Source organism: Bacillus cereus, assembly GCF_025917685.1.
Taxonomy (GTDB): Bacteria; Bacillota; Bacilli; order Bacillales; family Bacillaceae_G; genus Bacillus_A; species Bacillus_A cereus_AT.
In genome coordinates, this window is the sequence record NZ_CP089518.1 from 3,191,675 (window position 1) to 3,213,771 (window position 22,097).

Below are 22,097 nucleotides of genomic sequence, written 5' to 3' on the forward strand. Positions count from 1 at the left end.
ACAAAACTAAATCCCCTTAATAATGAAAAAACACGCCATCCTTTCCTATGATCTCAAGAAAAAATAGTGTGTTTTTTAATTTTATGAAGAACTAATTATTTCTTTTATATAAATAAGAAAGGAAATTTATTATCATATTAATTAAACATATAACCTCGCTTCCTATTAAAAGGAGTATTTTGTTTTGAACTGTCGCTCCATTTCATTCATTTGCAACTTTTTCCTCATCTTTCATTTTCCAACATATATGAAACACGACCTGCACCATCCCACTTAAAAAGAAAGAGTTTTTTATATTACCGTTTAAAACCCTTAACAAATTTATCACAAAATTCTCCCCCCTAAAAGTTGCATCATATCTTCATATAGTCATAAAATTAATCTGTGGTCGAAAATACGTAAAGAGCTGCTGGAATGAATTACTGAGAATACGAAGAATAAAGGAGAGAAACGGAGTAAAAACTAAAAAAATTAGACAAGGAAAATGGAGAGATGAATTAAATGTTAAAGATTATCAAACATTTAAAGCCATTTGTTGCTTCCATCATTGCAGTTGTATGTCTTTTAACTGTGCAGGCAGTATGCGATCTATCACTGCCAGACTACATGTCTAACATTGTCAATGTAGGGATTCAACAAAAAGGTGTAGAAAATGCAGTACCTGAGGTTATTCGTAAAAGTGAAATGGATAAACTTACGCTCTTTATGAATGAAAATGAGAAGAAAAAAGTTGCTGACAACTATGTGCTTTTAGATAAGAACAACCTCTCTCAAAGTGAACTAAAAAATGACTTAAAAGATTATCAGCAGCTTGATAAAGAGCCACTTTATAAGCTACATACAGAAGATAAAAAAATAATTAACGAACTTAACGATATCTTTGGGAAACCAATGTTAATTACACAAGGAATTGAAAAAGGTGGCTCATCTGCTTTCTCTCCTGCTGCGACAGGTGACAACAACACACCAGCGAAGCTTCCGCCAAATACAGATCCTTTTGCAATCATTGCGAAACTTCCTCAAGATCAAATCAATGCAATGAAAGAAAAGGCAGATGAAAAGTTTAAGAATATGCCAGGCAGCATGGTAACACAATCAGCTGTTTCATACATTGAGAATGAGTATAAGAAGATCGGTATCAATACTGATAAGCTTCAATCTAATTTTATTCTTACTTCCGGCGGGAAAATGCTACTTTTATCCTTAGTAAGTATGGCAGCTACCGTTATCGTGAGTTTACTTGCTGCAAAAGTAGCTGCAGGACTCGGCAGAGACCTTAGAAAGAAAGTATTCCGGAAAGTTACAAACTTCTCGAATGCAGAGTTTGATAAGTTTTCCACTGCATCTCTAATCACAAGAAGTACAAATGATATCCAGCAAGTTCAAACACTTATGGTTATGATGCTTCGCATTGTATTCTATGCACCAATTTTAGGTATCGGCGGCATTATTAAAGTACTTACTACAGACCTTTCAATGGGATGGATTATCGCAGTTGCGGTAATTGCGATTTTAAGCCTAGTCATTGGTTTATTTAGCATCGCGATTCCTAGGTTTAAGCGTATCCAAAAGTTAGTAGATAAAATTAACTTAATCACTCGTGAATCTTTAACCGGTATGCTCGTTATTCGTGCTTTTAATAATCAAAAACATGAAGAAAAGAAATTTGAAAAAGGAAATCAAGATTTAACAAAAACAAATTTATTTGTAAGCCGTTTAATGTCATTTATGATGCCAATGATGATGTTTATTATGAATGCCGTTACTGTACTTATTATTTGGGTTGGATCACACCAAGTGGATATGGGACATATGCAAGTTGGTGATTTGATGGCATTTATGCAATATACAATGCAAATCATCATGGCCTTCTTAATGATTTCAATGGTATCTATTATGGTTCCACGTGCTTCAGTTTCCGCACAACGTATCGCAGAAGTTTTAGATACTGACATTACCATTAGTGATGTAAAAGAGCCGAAAACATTTGCTTCAGACAAGAAAGGTTACGTTGAATTTAAAAATGTTGGCTTTAGATACCCAGGTGCAGAAGAAGATGTGCTTTCCAATATCACCTTCACTGCAAAACCTGGTGAAACGACAGCTTTCATCGGAAGTACAGGTAGTGGTAAATCAACATTAATCAACTTAATTCCACGCTTTTACGATGTCACAAGCGGCCAAATATTAATAGATGGCACGGATATTAGAGAAGTATCTCAGAAGGAATTAAGAGAGAAAATTGGTTATGTACCGCAAAAAGGAGTTCTCTTCTCAGGTACAATCGAGAGTAATTTGAAATACGGTAAGAAAGAAGCAACTGAAGAAGAACTCGAAAAAGCGGCAGAAATCGCGCAGGCTATGGAGTTTATTAATGCGAAACCTGAAAACTTCCATACAGAAATATCACAAGGTGGTACGAACGTTTCCGGTGGTCAAAAACAAAGACTTTCTATTGCGCGTGCTCTTACGAAAAAATCGGAAATCTTCATATTCGATGATAGTTTCTCAGCTCTTGACTTTAAGACAGACGCAGCATTGCGCAGAGCTTTAAACAATGAGATTACAGGAAGTACTATTTTACTTATTGCCCAAAGAATCAGTACAATCATGAATGCCGATAAGATTATTGTACTTAACGAAGGAAAAATAGTTGGAACTGGTACTCATGAAGAGCTTATGGAAAACTGTGAAGTTTATAAGCAAATTGCTTTATCACAACTTTCAAGAGAGGAGTTGTCATCATGAGTGATAGAAAAATAGAAAATAGAAAACAAGGCGGTCCTGGCCCTGGCGGTGGCGGTCATATGGGCGGCGGCATGAGAAAGATTGAGAAAGCAAAAAACTTCAAAGGAACGATGAATAAACTCCTTCAATACTTGAAGCCCTATAAATTATCAATCTTAATCGTTATCCTTTTCGCAATCGGTAGTGCAGCCTTTACAATCGTTGGTCCAAAAATTTTAGGAAAAGCGACAACAAAACTTTTCGAAGGACTCGTAAGCAAAGTATCAGGAGCACCCGGTGCGGCCATTGACTTTACCTATATCGGAAACATTGTCATTTTACTCCTTGGATTATATATACTGAGCACTGTGTTTGGTATTATTCAGGGGTACATTATTTCTGGAGTAGCTCAAAAAGTATCTTATAACTTCAGAAAAGAAATCGATGAAAAAATTAACCGTATGCCGCTGAAATACTTTGATAAAACAACGCACGGCGAAGTATTATCGAGAATTACAAATGACGTAGATACGGTGAGCCAAACTTTAAACCAAAGTATGTCGCAAATCATCACATCCGTTATTACAATCATCGGTGTACTTATCATGATGTTATCAATCAGCTGGCAGATGACATTAGTGGCGCTTTTAATATTGCCAGTATCGATGATTCTCATCATGGCAGTCGTAAAACGATCACAAAAATACTTCAAATCCCAGCAAGAATATTTAGGACACGTAAACGGTCAGGTCGAAGAAATTTATAGTGGTCACAATATTGTAAAAGCCTTTAACAAAGAAGAAGAAGAAGTAAAAAAATTCGAAAAGGTAAATGATACCCTTTACCACTCCGCATGGAAATCTCAATTTTTATCTGGAATGATGATGCCGATTATGACATTTATCGGTAATATCGGTTACGTCGCTGTATCTATTTTAGGTGGATGGCTTGCGGTAAAGAGAACCATCGCGGTTGGAGACATTTTAGCCTTTGTGCAATATGTTAGAAGCTTTACGCAACCCATCGCTCAAGTAGCGCAAATCGCAAACGTACTTCAATCCACTGCGGCTGCTGCAGAAAGAGTCTTCGAATTTTTAGAAGAAGAAGAGGAAGTGCCAGAAGCAGAAAATCCAGTGAAGCTGCAAAAGGTTCAAGGAGAAGTTACCTTCCAAGATGTTCAATTTGGATACAATCCAGATAAGATCATCATCAATAATTTCTCATCTAACATTAAACCTGGACAAAAAGTAGCAATCGTCGGACCAACCGGAGCTGGTAAAACAACGATTGTAAAACTGTTAATGCGTTTCTATGACATAAACAGCGGTGCAATATGTATCGACGGTCACGATATAAAAGACTTCACGCGAGAAGACCTGCGCAACATGTTTGGTATGGTACTTCAAGACACTTGGCTATTTAACGGATCCATCATGGAAAATATACGTTACGGTAGACTCGATGCTACAGACGAAGAAGTAATTGAAGCAGCGAAAGCAGCTCACGTTCACAACTTCGTAAAAACATTACCAAATAAATATCAAATGGAACTAAACGAAGAAGCAAGCAACGTATCCCAAGGACAAAAGCAACTACTAACAATTGCACGTGCCCTTATAGCGGATCCGAAAATATTAATACTCGATGAAGCAACAAGCTCCATTGACACTCGTACAGAAGTACTGATTCAAAAAGCGATGGAAAACCTTATGGAAGGTAGAACAAGCTTCATTATCGCTCATAGATTATCAACAATACGTGATGCAGATTTAATCCTTGTCATGAAAGATGGGGATATTGTAGAGCAAGGTAATCATGAAGAGTTATTGAAAGCTGATGGTTTCTATGCTTCGCTTTACAATAGTCAGTTTGAAGGTGCGGATGCTTCGTGAGATTGATGGGACACTCCTCTTTTTTAGAGGGGTGTTTTATTTTTAGCCCCTATTTTAATAACAGTCATTGAAAACATAAAAATAGCCATCATTTCACGGATATTAGGCTAACCCCCATCGCTATCAAGCAAAGGTTTTAATATACCCCCTAAACAAAAATTCACATCAACTAGCCCCCGCAAGAGGTGCTAGTTGATGTGAATTTCGTTATCGAAAGTGAAATGAGCTTACACATCCAAGCTGTTGATGATAGCTTATATTTGATGATCTGTCCATTTGGCATTTCAAACTGTTTGCGTAGCCTGCATATCCTTAGCGTATAAAATCTGCGTTTTGTCGTCAGCACTCTGTTAAGAAAAAGAAAAAACACTCGAATAAGAGTGTCTTTTCTAATAGTTTTTTTAGCAGAAGCAGCTAGCCCCAACTATGATTAATAAAATAAATAATACAACTAATAAAGCAAATCCTCCAGCAAAGCCGCCACAACTACCACCAAATCCCATAATAGTTCCTCCTTTAGATAAGAGGGGAAAACTAGGGGTCACTCATGTATTTTAATGGATTCATTTTACTTTATGTTTTTACGCATGAATTGAGCAGGTCCTTTTGAAAATCGAATAATACAACAGTTGAAATGCTTCGTGTTGCATAAGTTTGCAAAATATGAAGGCATTCCCCACTCTCTATAGAAGTATATACCTATCGAAAAAATAGGTAGGTGAGAAAATGAAAGCACTTTTGGTCATTGATGTGCAAAATGGCATTGTTAATTTAGGTGATTTCAAAGAAGAACTTTCATTGATGGAAAATGTGATTAACGATTTCAAAGAAAGTAATAGTCCTGTAATCTTTATGAAGCATTTGGATGACACAGAAGAAAGTCCTTTGTGTAGAGGTTCTATTGGTTCTGAACTACATAATTCATTAAAAGACTATGCTGATTATGTACTTGAAAAACAAACACCAAGCTCATTTTTCAATACCGAACTCTCAAATACATTAGATAAATTAGGGGTAAATCATCTTTTTATTATTGGTTTTGAGACTGAATTTTGTTGTATGTTTACGGCTATTTCCGCATTTGATAGAGGATACAAAGTAACATTTATTAAAGATGCAGCTGGAACAACTAATACAGAAAAATCATATGAAATGCAGGGATTAGACATTAGAAACTTTGTAGGAAAAGTCCTCAAATGGTCGAGTGTTATAGAAGTATTAGACTACGAAAGATATGTAGAAGTATACAAAACAGAAAACACCATTTGAGAAAAGGGATACCTTATAAAGAACAACAAAATTTACGAAAACAGCAAAAATAAAGAGAAGACACCTTAAGGTGTCTTCCTCCAACTTGAATCATCTTAATTTTAATACTATGTATTGGACTCCCATCCAACATTATTGTATCACACTGGTGTATAACGATTGTTGAGAAATACGATTCAAAATCACGCCTTTTAAAAGAACAACTCAATACAACAAAATATTGAATTATTCAACTTGCACTATATTCTCCTTTAATTACAAAAAACGAACCTCGAATTGTTCCAGCAAGTTTAGACTTCTGCCTAGCAAACTTAAATTTCTCTTCTAACTCCTTTGGTATCTCCATTCCCTCAGAAAGCTTAAATCCAACAGCCCGCTTCTTCGGATTATCCAGCGTATACATGACGTTAACTGCAAGACCATCCTCATAGAAGACATAGGAAAATTTAATATTTTCCACTTGAAAACACGATGTTTCTAAAGGTTTAGCCGCAAACTCAATATTACGTTCTTCTTTCAAAATGCGATTCACATAATTAAGAGTCTCCTCGCTTTCACTAGCTGGTACAACCGTAAATTCATGCTTATATTTGTTCATAAAGTAACGAGCTTCATGGGCGCGTAAACCAGCCAGCGCTTCTGCTACAGGTGAAGATTCTAAACCGGCTGTAGTTACATTTTTAAAATCTACGATATTGGACAATTCCATCTCTCCTTTTAACTCTTTACTTCCTAACAACTGGAATCCATATTTCACCAAATACTAGGCCGTTTCGCCGCCCCATCTCAACTGTTGTATTTGGCCCACCAACATAGGCAAAATCTTTTGCTTCTGCTAATGCTTGACCAAATGCAATACCAGTAAGCTTATTACTTAGCTCCTCAGATGTCTTGCCCTCCCCTTTAACTACTAGGTATTCTCCCCTCGGAAACTGGATAACTCTAGATTCTTCTTGTATCGTTGCCTCTGTCATGACACCAGCATAATACATCATCTTGTTATTCACCGCTTCACTCACAGCAAAAATGTAATCATTTGTAGCTAAAGTTTTTAAAGTGTCCAACCTTCCATCTTGTTCGACGGCTAGCCAAAAGTCTACCTTTTCCTTGTTTATGCCCGCAAAGTCTGTGTAGTGGCTCTTAAGTTCAGTTCCAATACCTAACACGATAAAACTATCTTTTTCTTCTATTGTATAATTTTTCATATTCAAAACCTTCCTCACTTTTAAATGAATCAAACGATTTATCTTTTCACTTGATGAGTTTATAATATCCTTAAATAATGTCAAAAAATGATACTGTTTAGGAGCACAAAATGAAAAAAGTTGAACGAATTAATACTATCATGCGGTACATCAACAACCGCTCCCACTTTACAATTTCTGAAATCATACAAGAATTTAACATCTCACGATCGACAGCTATTAGAGACATTAGAGAAATTGAAGCTATGGGGATGCCGCTTGTCGCTGAAGTTGGAAGAGATGGAGGATATTCTGTCATGCATAACTCTATCCTGCCCGTTGTTCGCTTTACCGATAATGAGGTTAAAGCTCTTTTTATTGCCTTTATGGCCACAAGAAATCAACAACTCCCTTATCTAAAGAGTCGTCAATCTTTAGCTGAAAAACTACTAGGACTCATCTCAGAAAACCAGCAGGATGACCTTGTTGTTTTAAATCAGCTCTTGCTTTTTGAAGGGACTAATCCCAATAATCCGGACCTACTTGAGCTTTCTGACCTCCCTCATCCTATGTTAGAAAAACTCATCCAAATCCTTCTTTTGGATAGCCATTTATTGATTACCATAAAAGAAGAGAAGGAAATCAAGTCTTATCCAATTTATCTATTGCACCTTTATAAAGAAAAAAGCCATTGGATAATTGAAGGCTTTGACTTAAAGGAAGAAAAGAAGAAAATATTTCCTGTCGACCATCTCACCAATGTCGAACCCTACAAACCGAAACAAAGATTAAGTAAGAAAAAGATTTTAGAAAAACTAAGTAAGAGGGACGAAGCAATTAACCTCGTAATTGAACTTGGTCCAAAAGCGATTGCCCAGTTCAAAAAATATCATCCTTTAAAAGTTTCAATTTCCTATACAGATCCTTACCAATCCACAGCCATTCTAAAGACTTTTATCAATGTTAACAATCTAGATGAATTAACAGAAATAATAAATTGGCTACTTTTCCTAGGTGGGGATATCAAGGTCAGAGAAATGCCCGAAGAAGCCTTAGAAATTTTACAAGAGAGATTATGCTTATATTGCCCATAAACAGTGATCAGTTAAACCCAAAATAATATTGAGTTTGACTAGATGCCCGTTGCCCCTAATTTCAAACATCTAGTAAAAATATTTTATTTGCTACCGCTGCTTTAAACGCTCTTCTAGGAATAAAGCCAACACAAAAAAGACATGAACTAATCTTTGTTCATGTCTTTTTATATTAGAGTTTAATCTTCGTTAAAATTCGAGTGTGGATTTATCTTATCCATAAGATCTTTCATTCTTTTTTCATATTCCACTATTTTTGAACTAAAACCAACAATAGTGAATTAAAATAATGACTTAATACTTGCTAAGACAGTAAGTATACCTATAACAATGACAAATACATTGCTCATTTTCCCTCTGTATTTAGCTAGTACTGGTACTTTACGAATCGCATACATTGGTAATAGACACAAGATGGCAGCCACTAACGGACCGCTAAGGGCATCAATGATTCCAAGAATACTTGGGTTTGCATAAGCTACATACCAGCATGTTAATACGACAAAAGTAAGAATCATTGTCTTAACTGTTTTTTCTCCTATATCTTTCCCACGTTTTTTACCGGACTTGATAATCATGTCACGCATTACCTCATACGCTCCTATATAATGGCCAAGGAAAGACTTTGTAATAGCCACAAACGCAATGATAGGAGCTGCAATAGTGATTACAGGCGAATTAAGCTCATTAGCAAGATATGATAGGATTGACAAGTTCTGTTCTTTTGCCACCTTAAGATCATCTGGAGTCAAACTTAAAGTACTGCTCCAAACAAAGAACATAACAACAGCGAATGTCATGATATAACAAACTTTTTGTATTTGAGCACACTTGGCATCAGTAGCGTCTATTCCATACGTAGCTCTCTGTTTCACAACAAATGATGAAATCATAGGTGAATGATTAAATGAAAATACTATGATTGGCAGTATCATCAATATCGTTCCCAAATATCCTGTTCCTGTTGAAGTAGTAGAAACACTTGAAAAGCTAAGCATTGACGTATTCCACTGTGGAATTAAAGATATTGCGATAAAAAGTAGAGAAGCTATGAAAGGATACACTAGCATACTCATGATTTTCACAGTAATATCTTGACCAAAATTTAGTATAGCTATAAGGCCGAGCACTAATACAAGAGATAAAATGGCCCTTGGGGGCTCCGGCATGTGCAATTGATGCACGATAAAACTACTTGCAGTATTTGTAAGTGCAACCGAATACATCAGCACTATCGTATAAATTGAAACGAAATATACTATGTTAAAAATTATACTTGCCTTATTTCCGAAATACTCTCTTATTGTACCTGTAATCCCCTCATCAGCAGAATTAGAAGCGTATATCATTTTAGCAAGTGCCCTATGTGAATAATACATAACAGGAAATGCAAGTATGGTAATTAACAGTAATGATAATAAACCACCTGAACCTGCATTAATAGGTAAAAAGAGTACTCCTGCTCCAATCGCTGTTCCAAAAAGGCTCAATGCCCAGGTAGTATCTTGTTTATGCCACTTTTTAGGATCTAGATAGTTCTCATTTTTCACTGCAGTATTTTCAGCTTGAAATTCTATTTTTTTTGCAGTATTCCCATTCATATAATAAATCCCCCTTGTATCCTATTCTTACGTCTCTTTTTAGGCTTAAGAATATAGACCATTCTTAAAAAATGAATCACTTACTAGGTGCACCACATTGTAAACGATTCCACCTAAACCTGTTTGCGAGGTATTTATCCTCCAACCCTATACTTCGTCAACATTGATGATATTGTGTACACCAGCTAATACGATGTCCGTTGCTACTAAACTATCTTGAAGAAATTCCCCTTCTGGTCACACACCCTTCTGCAATTAATCGTTTCAGTCTGTCCAACTTTAAAATGTTTGATATTTTCTCCGCAGGTAACCGATTACCTCTCGACGCCCTCATTATAACGTTTATATTTGCGAGTCTAATATTTTTTTATTTTTAGAAAGACTGAATAAACAGAATTATGAATAGATAATAAATTACAATTGCTATGTATTAATTGTGTCCATTGTTTGAAGCTGTATTAGTTAGCAAAAAGGGGAAAATAATACAGATATCATTTTTGTTAACACGTTAATTATGTTGGGAACTCATTATAAAGATAGTTATATTCCCTTTTGCTGAAACATCTTATTTTAGACGTAAAAACTGTTATAATGAATAATCATTGTAGATATAAAGGAATAAATTAAGAAAACATAAAATCATCCAACTGAATATTTATCACAAATATCGAATCAATATGCATTTTTCAGAAAAAAAGAACTTCTTTATCAAGGAGCCACCACATCTTCTATAATGATTGACATATTACGCCTTTCAAAAGAATAACACCATAAGTTTCCATTTACTATATGTAATATTTATTAAGTGTATCTTTTTCTAAATATGCATAATTGCATAGATAGTATACTTTCGTATTGTGTAATAAAGATATAGCCCATCTATGGAAATAGGCATACAAAAACGCCATCCTTTCCTATGATTCTACAGAAAGGATAACGCCTTTTTTGCTTTAGAGGTAGTGCAAAAACTTAGCTTTATAGCGATGGAACAGAATCCCTATAAAGATTTTTAATGTAATAAAATACGTTTATGTTACTATTGGATATTTCATCTCCTATTCCCTTGCTAAATGCCATTTAATGATATGTCCAGCGTGTGTAAGACCTCCTCCAAACCCATAGAGTAAGAGAGTATCCCCTTTTTTCACCTTTCCTTCATTCATACCTATGTCTAATGCTAATGGAATGGAGACAGAAGAAGTATTTCCCATGTATGTTACACTTGTTAACGTTTTATCCAGTGGGAAACCTGATTTTTCACATATAGATTCAATCATTCGTAAATTAGCACTATGTGGAACAAACCAGTTCACCTCTTCCAGTTGTAACTCTGCTTGACATAACAATTCTTTAATACCAATTGGTATTGTCCGTGCTGCCCACTTATATACTTCTCTTCCATTTTGAACTATCTTCCCATGTGTTCTTAAAGGATTTCCAAACATGGTAGTAGATAAATTTTTACGATATACATGCATGCCTCCTTCCCCATTTGTCCCAATATGGGTAGCTATAAAGCTAGACTCTTCTTCATCTTTCTCTACTAAAACAGCTGCGGCTCCATCTCCAAATAAGATACATGTAGTTCGATCTGTATAGTCTGTAATCTTAGATAAGGTTTCTGTCGTTACAATTAAAATCTTGCGATGAAGGCCAGATGTAATTAAACCATTCGCCAGATGTAATCCATATGTAAAACCAGCACAAGTCGCATTGAAATCAACAGCACCTGTATGTTGAATATTAAAATACTCTTGTATTTGGCAGGCTACACTTGGAAAAGTGTAGTCAGGCGTAGTTGTTGAAACGAGAATACAATCCACGTCGACAAGACTTTTATGATAACGTTCCACTAAGTTTTCAATAGCTTTAAAAGCTAATGTAGAGGCATATTCGTTATCACCAGTAATTCTTCTTTCCTTCATCCCAGTTCTTTGTACAATCCATGCATCATTTGTATCTACTAATTTTTCTAAATCATCATTGGTCAGCTTTTTTTCAGGTACATAGGTACCAATAGCTGTAATTCTTGCTTTTGATTGCATACATTTATCCCCCTTTACTATTTTCACACTTGGTTATATAATCAAATAATAGTACCAGGTACTAATTGTTGTCAATATTCGAACATTTTATTTTTGGAAATTAAACTAACTAAAATATCTAGCTATGGTATAAAGGAGAGACATTCATGCTCAATATTCAACAAATTGAAGAAATTATTCCCCATCGTTATCCCCTTTTATTAATTGATCGGATTATTGAAGTAGAAGAAGGAAAGCGTGCAGTTTAGATCCAAAATGTTGTAACTAATGAAGGATTTTTTATCATTCATTTTTCTGACTATTCAGTCACTCTCAACGTCCTTATTGTAGATGCCCTTTTAACATGAATAAATAAGTAGAAGTTTATTGAAAAATTTTCTGGAGAAGAACAATGCTAAACCCCTGTATTGATGTAGAAAAAAAGAAATTCAGAATAATGTAAAGGGAGAAGAGTGATGATTGATATTTTAAAGATTTTTGCGGCATTAGTTTTGGGATACCTTTTAGGAAGCCTTAATACAGCGGTGATTGTAGGGAAAATATACGGCAAGGACATAAGAAGCCATGGAAGCAAAAGCGCCGGGCTTACCAATACTCTGAGGGTACTTGGGAAATCTGCTGCGGTGTTTGTTCTTGCGGGAGATATATTAAAAGGGGTAATTGCCTGTTATATAGGCCTGTTCCTTAGCGTTTACTTTTATTCGGGAGAGGCTAAAGATTGCGTAAGCCTTTTAGCGGCGGGCGCAGGGGCGGTTATAGGGCATAACTGGCCGGTATATTTTGGGTTTAAAGGAGGCAAGGGAGCACTTACAGCAGTGGCTGTACTGTTTATGGTTGACTGGGTTATGGCCCTTTTATGCCTTGGCTTTTTTGTGATAATAGTAGCTTTAACCCGTTATGTCTCTTTAGGTACAATATGTGCTACATTGCTTGTTGCGGTCATTTCATTTATTCCTGTTTTTGGGAATACCTTATATTTTTATATATTTGCATTCCTAATGGCGTTTATGGTTATTTTCAGGCATATGGAAAATATACAAAGGCTGCTTTTAGGAACAGAAAATAAACTTATTTTTCCACAGCGTTGAGCATGTCGTCAAAATAGAAAAAAATTGGGGTTAGTTAACCGTTTAAGGAGGACGGCAACTATTCTTTACTTTTGGAGCCACTCAAGAAAAATGTACTTTATAATCCTATTTTTGGTATATCTCCTACCTTAGTAGCAATAAAGGGTTAATATAAGTCATCACATCATGCGTAAATATTAACGTACACATTGAATAGAAGAAATCAAAAAATACGTTATCCTTTCCTATGATTCTACAGAAAGAATAGCGTATTTTTTATTTTAGGGGGGTATTTTGTTTTGTTAGCTTGATAGCGATGCGGTTGTACCCCTTAAACTATAAACGTATTTTGTAAACGGGTTTATGCTGTTCAGAACTTTGCAACGGAACCACTTCTTTCATCACAGCCTCTTGAGATTTGTCTCGCATAATCTCTCGTCTTTCATGCTAAATGCGTTTATAACAATACTTGTCGAGTTGCCCCAATTGTTGAACAAAGAAATACTCTACAAAATAGATCTTTCGATTAAACTTTTTACAAATTATCAATCTTTATTCTTAATGATCAGACTGATTTATAAATTATCGAACCTTATTTTAAACCCACAGTAGTTGGAGGAAGGCTGATGGTAACAGACGATACACCTCCAGATAAAAAATGGCCTCTTTGAGACATACTGTCCTAAGAGGCCATTTTTATTAGTCTTTATTTTAAATCAACAGTTATAAAGCGATTATATATGGCTTAAGAAAATATTTACTCTGCTTTCTTAAATGTAAGTGATTTACCTTTTGTTTCTTTTACTAACATAATACATGAAATTGAAATAATACTTGAGATGACTAAATAAATCGAAATTGGGATAGAGCTATTAAATTTATTTAGGAGACTTAGTGAAATTAGTGGTGCCAATGACCCTGCCAAGATTGGTGCTACTTGATAACATAAAGACAAAGCTGTATATCTGATGTGCGTTGGAAATAACTCTGTCATTAATGCGGAGTATGGTGAATACGTCATAGATTGTATGAATAAACCAATAGTAATGGCAGTTATAATTAACCAATCATTTCCTGTATCCATCATGGGAAACCCGATAAATCCCCAAAATGCAGTTAAAACGGCTCCTGTCATATAGATTGGCTTCCGTCCCCACACATCACTTAAGTGTCCCATTAAGGGGATGAGGAAAAAGTGAATTGCATGAGCACCAAACATTAATAATAAAATTTGTGAAGTATCTTTATCGACAACAAGTTTTAAATAACTAATGGAGAAAGTGACAACTATATAGTATAAGATGTTTTCTGCAAAACGAGCTCCAATACCAGCAATAATCGCTTTTTTATGGTCTTTAAGCACTTCTATAACACCTAATTGTTGTTTTTCTAATTGAGCTTGTTTTTCTTGTGACTCTTTGAAAATAGGGGCATCGTCTACACTTTTACGAATCCAAAGACCAATTAGGACGACAACAGCAGAGAACCAAAATGCTACACGCCAACCCCAGTCCATAAATTGCTCTGGGCTTAAATTTTTAGATAAAAGTAAAAGGATAATTGTTGCTATTAAATTTCCTAATGGCACGCCTGCCTGGGGCCAGCTTGCCCAATACCCACGTCTATCACTAGGGCTGTGCTCAGATACTAAAATAACAGCTCCACCCCATTCTCCGCCGAAAGCAAATCCTTGAATTAAACGTAAAGTAACGAGTAAGATCGGAGCCCAATATCCAATACTACCGAATGTCGGAATACATCCCATTAAGAAAGTCGTTATTCCAACGATAATTAAACTAATCTGTAATAAATTTTTACGCCCAAATTTATCACCATAATGACCAAAAACAAGTCCGCCAATAGGTCTAGCTATAAAACCTACCGCATAGAGAGCAAATGCAGCCAGGATGCCGTCAATAGCACTTCCCGTTTGTTGGAAAAATAATTCTCCAAAAACGAGAGCCGAAGCGGTACCATATAAGAAAAATTCATACCATTCAGCCACAGATCCAATCATCGATGCAACAACAACTTTTTTTAACTGCTTATTATCTGTTTTCCCCATGTTTACTCCCCCAAAAAAGCAGATTCATATTATTATGAATGAACGTACCAAATTACTTTTGTCCGCACATATTGTTCAAAAGCTTCTAATCCATTGTCTTTGCCACCAAAGCCAGATTGTTTAAAGCCACCAAATGGAGTAGTGATATCCCCTTCACTAAAACCATTCACAGAAACGGTACCGGCTTTAATGGCACGTGCCACGCGCATCGTCCGCTGTACATTTTGGCTATAAAAAGAAGCAGCTAACCCATAAGAGGTGTTATTGGCAAGTTCAATTGCTTCTTCTTCCGTTTCGAACGTACTAACCGCTAAAATCGGACCAAATACTTCATTTTGGAACAAGGTCATGTCAGCGGTTACATTTTCAAAAATAGTTGGTTCTATGTACCAGCCACTACCCACATCACTGTGAATGTTCCCTCCAGCGACTAAGCTCCCTCCTTCTTGAAGCGTAATATCCAAAAACGATTTCACTTTATTAAAGTGTGCTTCTTCAATCATGGGGCCAATGGCAACTGACTCATCCATCGGGTTACCCAATTTCCAGTTTGTCAAGCCAGACTTTAATTTTTCTAACAATTCCTCTTTGACAGATTCATGCACGATCAAACGGGAACCACAACTACAGTTTTCACTCATATTCCAAAAGGCAGCTGATAAAATATGCGGAACAGCCGCATCCAAGTCAGCATCTTCAAACACGACTTGTGGGCTTTTACCACCACACTCTAAGACAATTTCTTTGAGGTTACTTTCTGCTGAATATTTTAAGAAATACCTGCCGACTTCCGTTGAACCAGTAAATGATACAATGTCCACATCCATATGTCGCCCTAATGGTTCGCCTACTTTTTCGCCTAAACCACATACTAAGCTTAAAGCGCCTCTTGGAACACCCGCTTCATAAGCAAGTTCAATCATACGGTGAGCACTGAGTGAAGTTAATTCCGCCGGTTTCACAATGACAGAATTCCCTGCAGCTAATGCAGGTGCCACTTTCCAAGCAAACATTTGCGCGGGAAAGTTCCAAGGTAATACCGCACCAACAACGCCAATCGGTTCAGTAACAATCAAGCCCAAAGCATCTTTACCCGTAGGAGCGACTTTGCCAAAGAGTTTATCAATCGCTTCAGCGTACCAATAAAACGTATCGATCGTTGCTGGCATGTCAGTATTTAAACATTCAGTAATCGGTTTTCCAGCATCTATACAATCTAAGGCAGCCAGTTCTTCGCTATGTTCTTCGAGCAATTGCGCCCAGCGAATCATCACTTTCTTACGCTCATTAGGGGATAATTGACTCCAAATCCCTTCTTCAAATGTCTCCCTCGCCACTTTAACAGCCGCATCCACATCCCGCTCATCTCCATCAGCAATATAGCCAATGAAGCTGTTATCAATGGGAGTGCGATTTTCTAATTTGTCGGCAGCACTCTTAAAACCATCAATTAAGTTGCCGGCCCATAGCTTTCCTTCTTTAGCAAGGGCAAAAATTTGTTCTCTTGATACAGTCATTTGTCTCTCCTCCAGATTATTTATTAAAGAAAGCTAAGAATGTCGCCTTTTCTTCTTCTGATAAATCAGATAATGGAAGTCGTACCGCGCCAACGTTGATCTCACCTTTCAGGCAGCCTAGTTTGGCTTTTTGGTTATAGTTTCCAGATTCCATTGAATGAATAGCAGGGTAGATTTCGCGCATAATTTGTCGAGCCTTGTCCCAGTCACCAGATTGCGCAGCATTAAACATGGCAACTTGCTCTTCTGGGAACACATTCCCTGCACCAGCAATCCAGCTTTTCGCACCCCAGAAGAAAAAGTCTACAGCTTGATCATCACAGCCACAAATCACTTCAAAATTCTCAAATGGGGTTTGTAGCAAGCGTAAAGCACGACTAAAGTCACCACTACTCTCTTTAATAGCGACGATATTCAGATTTTTCGACAGATGCACCACAGTGTCATGCTCAATTTCAATGCCAATGCGAGCAGGAAAATTGTACATGATAATCGGTAAATCGGTTGCTGATGCTACAGTTTCGTAATGGGCAATCACACCCGTTTGATCAGGCAGGCTATAAGGAGTTGGTGATAACATTAAGCCTTCATAACCCAATTCTTTCGCTTGTTTAGCACGGTTAACCGCTCCTTCGGTTGATAAATCATTGATACCTGCAATTAAAGTTACGCGTCCTTTAGCCACTTCTGCCACAGTTTTTAAAACGTTTTCACGTTCAGCTTCGTTTAAGGCGTAATATTCGCCAGTCGTTCCACACACTACTAAACCAGTAACACCTTTATCAATAAACGTGTTAGTCAGTTTCTTTAAAGTATCTACATCTAAACTTTTATCGTTTTTAAACGGGGTAACCAACGGAACTAAAATACCATGAAAATTCATCTTCATTCTCCTCAAGTGTTTATTCTTTTTAGTAATAGATTACTTCAATCAGAAATCATTTTTGAAGTGATACTTCAATTATTTACGATAATAACACACCGATTTTTCATTGTAAATGGAATTTTCAGAATATTTTTTTTGGAGATATTCTTCTTTTTTGAGCTAGTATCACTTACTATTTAAGTGGCACTTCATTTTAAAGTGAATTTTGGCACATCGATTTCTTGTTATCGTTCTTTAATTAGAGCTATTGTGTTATTCTTATGAACGTGTGCTCCTTGTATTTAGGATTTGGACAGAAGTACCAAACCTAGTTTTAAGGGGTTTTCACATAGCTAATCAGTTCAACAATCTATAAACTAACCATTAACATACATTTATTCAAAAATATCTTAACTAACTTTTTTATTTTCATCATGAGGTTACATCCAGCACCTTACTAAATAAATTTTCCTAGAATAGTAATCATGATTAATGTCAGTAGCGGGAGTGGATAAAAGTGAACGATTTAATTGGAGTAAAAATAAAGAGTTTGAGAAAAGAGCGTAAGTTAACATTAAAACAAATTGCTGATCAGACGAATCTTTCAATCAGCTTTTTATCGCAAGTCGAACGATCAAAATCATCCATAACACTCGAATCATTGAAAAAAATTTCAGAAGCACTCGGTGTCAATCCGAGCTACTTTTTTTCAGAGTCCGAAAAGCAGACAACACCAACAGTTATGAGAAACATCATTAGTAAGACGAACACTCTACATAACCAATTTTTTTATAGAGATTTAGCGGGCAACATTGAAAATCCACTATTTAATCCCATTTTAGTTTTGCTTAACCCAGGTGCTCAAAGAGAGGAATCTTATTCACATTCGGGGCAAGAATTTCTATACATTCTAGAAGGAAAACTGACGATCATCATTGACAAAGAGGAGCATGTTTTGAATCCTTATGATTGTATTTTCCTAGATTCAACAACACCTCACAATTGGATGAATAAAACAGATTCGGTTGTAAAACTCCTTTGCGTTTCAAGTATTCCTGTGTAAATTTCAACAGGTTCATTAGACATGATCTATGATTGGGGTAGCTGCGAGTCATTCGTCCGAATCACCCGCAGCCCTTTCCAAACCTGGTTGAATCTTCAATATTACTGCATCAGTAACTTCAAATTTCTTTTTAAGAATTGGACATAGTCCTTCTTTTCGCTTTCCTTGTACAGGGAAAGGAAAGTCTCTATAGACTTCAGATGTTTCTAATGAGTAGTTATCTATTTTAGTAGAAAAGTAACTAGTTCCTTCAATATAATCTGACTTCCTAAGAAATTGTAGAATTAATTGCTGGACAAGTCTGTCCAAAATGAAGTGAAGTTTATTTATCGACTATTCGGAATAGAGAAAGCATTTGTACGGGAACCATATAAAAAATACCGGCATCCTTCCCATGAAGAATACCGGTACTTCTCATTTATCCCGCTATTTGTGGGCAGTAAGACTCCCACTGATTAAAGTTTCACTTTATCACCCATACAAAACCGCATGAAATACGCCTAACAGTAAGTATTGATCATGTATATAATCCCCATCATATACATTCATCTCCATGTAATACATATCTTCCTCAAGACGAATATTCCAATCTGCGATTACATAGCCCTTTCGTAATAACTTTCCAAGCCCAAGTGAAGTTTTGTGAACAACATATTCTTCTGTCTTATATGTAAAGGTAAATAAGAAATTTGCATCCAATAACTTTCCGTCACATACAATCATTTCATGCTCTGCATCATTATTATCGATGTACGTTACTAAAATCTTTCTTTGACGCTGCCTACTTATATCCTTTGCAATAACGCGAATATTGTCCTTACTATCCTTTATTTCATAAATGATATTACTACCAACTTTCGGAATGAAGTCTAGCACTTTCATCAGCGCATTTTTATAATAGCCCCGTACTACGCCTACTTGCTCGCTTCCATTGTAAACCTCTATCGACGTCGTGTCCGCTTTACTATCACACAGTCGTTTGTAAGAAAGCTGCATCATTCGCTCTCCTCTTAAGTACTGATCAAACGTCACAGGATATTCTATCGCGCGGAGTTCCTTATTTAGCCCATACAAATAGCGTTGAACGCTCTCTACTAATGTTGTAGTAGATATACGCTCCTGAAGTTCAAATTGTTGCCAACTGGAAGAAACCCTCCACTGATTGTCCTCTTCATAGAAGAAACCAAGAATTACGTCATCACGGTCACTCGTTTCATAATTCATATGTACGCTCTGCCCGTGTTGAACTTGTTCCATCCACTGTCCTAAATAAATGCCCAGCTCTGCAACCTTCATGCATGACTTTTGAAAAAATACTCTGTCACCCACACAAATCGTTAAATCCCCTTCGATAAAGCCCTTTGCATAAGTAACATACCGTGGCTCATCCTTCTGTGGAATATCCTTGTCTATTTCAAACGAAAACGTTAACATCCTTTACTCACCTCTAGTTGTTACACAGCTCACACCTGACATCGCATCACTCTGAGAAACTATGTATATACATATATTTAATTAACACACTATAATGCGTGAATGACCTTAGCATAGTAGCGCTATTTTTTCTTCGCGAACTCCCTCAAAACAATATACTTCCACCATCTCCAAGGAAGTAATTTTTTCATCATAATAGCAAACTTTACCCCTTTTCCAATTGGATAACGGAGCGTAGTTTTTTTGCGATTGTAATAGAAATAATTGAAATGCATGTAATGAGTGTACATCTAATTGTTCAATTTGTATATGTTCCGCAAGATTTAGTGCGGTAGCTGATTCTGGTGCAAACACTCCACAACGTTTGTAAGTAACTTAGATATACTGATACTAGTACTCTAAAAAAGGATCCTGATTAGTCAGGACCCTTTCTTCTCTTTTACAGAGACATTTTGTGCATTGTATTGATTTTATGACGATTAGAATTGCAGTCAAAATATTATCTCTTCCCCTTTAACTCTCTCAGGCTGATTTTTCTCAACGTCTGAACCTACTTACGTACCAACTGCGTAACCAGTAAGAATACCAATAATTATGGCAATAACTAAGAAGCATGTGATTTAAATCCATTTTCCCACATATATTTTTCCGGAAAGTTTAGTTTCCATAGAAAACCGAACCGATGGTGCACTTATCCTAACTGACGTTTAAATGCTTTACCAGCGAAGAAGTAAGCGATAACCATAATGCCCACACACCAAGCAAGTGCAATCCAAATATCGTTGCCAACAGACCCTTCATATAAGAGGGCACGAATCGCATTCACGATTGAAGTCACAGGCTGGTTCTCAGCGAATGCACGAACAATTTTTGGCATAGTTTCAGTAGGAACAAAGGCCGAACTAATAAAGGGCAGAAAAATTAGTGGGTACGAATAGGCTGTCGCTCCTTCCATAGACTTCGCCGTCAACCCGGGAATGACAGCCAACCACGTCAGCGCCAGCGTAAACATCCCGAGTATTCCAGCTACCGCAAGCCAATCGAGAATATTAGCGCTGGAACGGAATCCCATTAAGAGCGCAACAAGGATAACCACCACGATAGTAAGCGCATTAGCAACAAGTGATGTTAATACGTGAGCCCATAATACCGACGAGCGCTTGATGGGCATCGTAATGAAACGTGCCATCAGTCCACTCTTTACATCCGTAAACAACCGCACGGATGTGTAAGCGACACCGGATGCGATAGCCATCAGCAAGATTCCCGGCAATAAATAATTGACGTAGTTATCCGTTCCTGTCTTTATGGCACCGCCAAATACGTAAACAAACAACAGCATCATCATAATCGGTGTAATCGCTACCGTAATAATCGTATCCGGACTGCGCATGATATTGCGCATTAAGCGCCCTAGTAATACCCCTGTTTTGCTTTTCATTTACATCTCCTCCTTTTTGCCGATGATCGCAAGAAAAATTTCTTCCAATGTCGGCTGCTTCTCGATATACTCCACTTTTGCTGGTGGGAACATCTCTTTAAGTTCTGCAAGAGTACCAGTTGTGATAATTTTTCCGCCATGCAAGATAGCAATACGGTCAGCCAGTTGTTCTGCTTCCTCCAAGTACTGAGTCGTCAGCAAGATCGTTGTGCCGCCGCCGGCAAGTTCCTTGACTGTATCCCACACTTCAATCCGCGCTTCAGGGTCAAGTCCTGTCGTTGGTTCGTCGAGAAAAATGACTGCTGGTGTCCCGATCAAGCTCATGGCGATATCAAGCCGGCGCTTCATCCCTCCCGAATACTGGTCTGCCCTCTGGTTGGCTGCATCGGTCAGACTAAACCTTGCAAGCAAATTATCGGCAACTTGAGCGGGACTAGAAACTCCACGCAACTTGGCGATCATTATCAAGTTTTCTCTCCCAGAGAGCATACCGTCTAAAGCTGCGAACTGTCCTGTCAGACTGATGCTTTGACGGACATGATCCGGTTGATGCTGGACGTCAAAACCACAAATACCTACTTCACCACCATCTTGCTTCATCAGCGTCGAAAGGATATTGACCGTCGTCGTCTTGCCCGCTCCATTTGAGCCCAGCAGCGCGAAGATTTCGCCACGCTGCACCTCAAAATCCACCCCTTTTAAAACTTCCTTGTCTTTAAAAGATTTTTTTAAACCTTTTACAGAAATCGCTGCATTGCTCATACTTTTTCCCCCTTATAAAAATAGATTACCTATACCCTCTATTTAGTATCACTGATAATCTGTACTACTTA

At 37.0% G+C, this 22,097-nt stretch carries 17 protein-coding genes and 2 pseudogenes; 7 read left to right on the top strand and 12 right to left on the bottom strand.

Annotation, left to right across the window (positions count from 1 at the left end; translation table 11 throughout):
• The first annotated feature begins 501 nt into the window (after positions 1-501).
• Together LUS72_RS16605 and LUS72_RS16610 are read left to right on the top strand one after the other, a co-directional pair.
• Positions 502-2,748: an ABC transporter ATP-binding protein gene (locus LUS72_RS16605; RefSeq protein ID WP_264447326.1), complete on the top strand. Its 2,247-nt coding sequence runs from the start codon at positions 502-504 to the stop codon at positions 2,746-2,748.
• Positions 2,745-4,619 carry an ABC transporter ATP-binding protein gene (locus tag LUS72_RS16610; protein WP_097832616.1) on the top strand — a complete coding sequence of 625 codons (1,875 nt, stop codon included), beginning with the start codon at positions 2,745-2,747 and terminating at the stop codon, positions 4,617-4,619. The genes LUS72_RS16605 and LUS72_RS16610 overlap by 4 nt, the downstream gene beginning before the upstream one ends.
• A 401-nt stretch (positions 4,620-5,020) precedes the next feature.
• Here the strand turns inward: LUS72_RS16610 and LUS72_RS16615 are convergent, their stop codons facing one another.
• Positions 5,021-5,122 (bottom strand): YjcZ family sporulation protein, encoded by a 102-nt coding sequence (locus LUS72_RS16615; RefSeq protein WP_097821250.1) that lies wholly within the window; start codon positions 5,120-5,122, stop codon positions 5,021-5,023.
• Between the two features lie 223 nt (positions 5,123-5,345).
• Here LUS72_RS16615 and LUS72_RS16620 point away from each other — a divergent pair, with 223 nt between their 5' ends.
• A complete protein-coding gene (locus LUS72_RS16620; protein WP_097832615.1) occupies positions 5,346-5,888 on the top strand; it encodes an isochorismatase family protein in 543 nt (180 codons plus the stop codon).
• A gap of 229 nt (positions 5,889-6,117) precedes the next feature.
• Here the strand turns inward: LUS72_RS16620 and LUS72_RS16625 are convergent, their stop codons facing one another.
• Complete coding sequence (locus tag LUS72_RS16625; protein ID WP_264449071.1) at positions 6,118-6,627, bottom strand: phage tail protein; 510 nt, start codon at positions 6,625-6,627, stop codon at positions 6,118-6,120.
• Positions 6,614-7,093 (bottom strand): GyrI-like domain-containing protein, encoded by a 480-nt coding sequence (locus LUS72_RS16630; protein WP_264447332.1) that lies wholly within the window; start codon positions 7,091-7,093, stop codon positions 6,614-6,616. Before LUS72_RS16630 ends, LUS72_RS16625 begins: the two co-directional genes overlap by 14 nt.
• Positions 7,094-7,203: 110 nt before the next feature.
• On the opposite strand from LUS72_RS16630, the gene LUS72_RS16635 reads away from it, so the two are divergent.
• The gene (locus tag LUS72_RS16635) at positions 7,204-8,166 is read left to right on the top strand and encodes a helix-turn-helix transcriptional regulator (RefSeq protein ID WP_097832613.1); all 963 of its coding nucleotides are present in this window, start codon (positions 7,204-7,206) and stop codon (positions 8,164-8,166) included.
• Between the two features lie 281 nt (positions 8,167-8,447).
• On the opposite strand, the gene LUS72_RS16640 is transcribed toward LUS72_RS16635, so the two are convergent.
• Together LUS72_RS16640 and LUS72_RS16645 are read right to left on the bottom strand one after the other, a co-directional pair.
• Positions 8,448-9,767, bottom strand: a complete 1,320-nt coding sequence (locus tag LUS72_RS16640) for an aromatic amino acid transport family protein (RefSeq protein WP_097832612.1) — start codon at positions 9,765-9,767, stop codon at positions 8,448-8,450.
• 1,055 nt (positions 9,768-10,822) lie between these two features.
• Complete coding sequence (locus LUS72_RS16645; RefSeq protein ID WP_264447337.1) at positions 10,823-11,812, bottom strand: ketoacyl-ACP synthase III; 990 nt, start codon at positions 11,810-11,812, stop codon at positions 10,823-10,825.
• A 146-nt stretch (positions 11,813-11,958) separates the two neighbouring features.
• Between LUS72_RS16645 and LUS72_RS16650 the strand changes: the two are divergent.
• Together LUS72_RS16650 and plsY are read left to right on the top strand one after the other, a co-directional pair.
• Positions 11,959-12,150, top strand: a pseudogene (locus LUS72_RS16650) (3-hydroxyacyl-[acyl-carrier-protein] dehydratase FabZ); the annotation flags it as partial.
• Between the two features lie 117 nt (positions 12,151-12,267).
• Positions 12,268-12,900, top strand: a complete 633-nt coding sequence (gene plsY, locus LUS72_RS16655; RefSeq protein WP_098135982.1) for a glycerol-3-phosphate 1-O-acyltransferase PlsY — start codon at positions 12,268-12,270, stop codon at positions 12,898-12,900.
• A gap of 736 nt (positions 12,901-13,636) precedes the next feature.
• Here the strand turns inward: plsY and abaF are convergent.
• From abaF to dapA, 3 genes are read right to left on the bottom strand one after another with little or no spacing between them, the layout of a single operon-like run.
• Positions 13,637-14,944, bottom strand: coding sequence for a fosfomycin efflux MFS transporter AbaF (gene abaF, locus LUS72_RS16660; protein ID WP_097832609.1), 1,308 nt, complete (start codon positions 14,942-14,944; stop codon positions 13,637-13,639).
• A 32-nt stretch (positions 14,945-14,976) separates the two neighbouring features.
• Positions 14,977-16,461, bottom strand: coding sequence for an aldehyde dehydrogenase (locus LUS72_RS16665; RefSeq protein ID WP_097832608.1), 1,485 nt, complete (start codon positions 16,459-16,461; stop codon positions 14,977-14,979).
• 16 nt (positions 16,462-16,477) lie between these two features.
• Positions 16,478-17,344: a 4-hydroxy-tetrahydrodipicolinate synthase gene (gene dapA / locus LUS72_RS16670; protein WP_264447345.1), complete on the bottom strand. Its 867-nt coding sequence runs from the start codon at positions 17,342-17,344 to the stop codon at positions 16,478-16,480.
• 499 nt (positions 17,345-17,843) lie between these two features.
• Here dapA and LUS72_RS16675 point away from each other — a divergent pair, with 499 nt between their 5' ends.
• Complete coding sequence (locus tag LUS72_RS16675) at positions 17,844-18,389, top strand: helix-turn-helix domain-containing protein (protein WP_097832606.1); 546 nt, start codon at positions 17,844-17,846, stop codon at positions 18,387-18,389.
• Between the two features lie 471 nt (positions 18,390-18,860).
• On the opposite strand, the gene LUS72_RS16680 is transcribed toward LUS72_RS16675, so the two are convergent.
• From LUS72_RS16680 to LUS72_RS16695, 4 genes and pseudogenes are all read right to left on the bottom strand, one after another.
• The gene (locus tag LUS72_RS16680; protein ID WP_264447349.1) at positions 18,861-19,823 is read right to left on the bottom strand and encodes a tubby C-terminal domain-like protein; all 963 of its coding nucleotides are present in this window, start codon (positions 19,821-19,823) and stop codon (positions 18,861-18,863) included.
• Between the two features lie 122 nt (positions 19,824-19,945).
• Positions 19,946-20,068 (bottom strand): annotated as a pseudogene (locus LUS72_RS16685) (short-chain dehydrogenase); the annotation flags it as partial.
• A 446-nt stretch (positions 20,069-20,514) separates the two neighbouring features.
• Positions 20,515-21,264, bottom strand: coding sequence for an ABC transporter permease (locus LUS72_RS16690; RefSeq protein WP_000837807.1), 750 nt, complete (start codon positions 21,262-21,264; stop codon positions 20,515-20,517).
• Positions 21,265-22,026, bottom strand: a complete 762-nt coding sequence (locus LUS72_RS16695) for an ABC transporter ATP-binding protein (RefSeq protein ID WP_097832604.1) — start codon at positions 22,024-22,026, stop codon at positions 21,265-21,267.
• Positions 22,027-22,097: the final 71 nt, after the last annotated feature.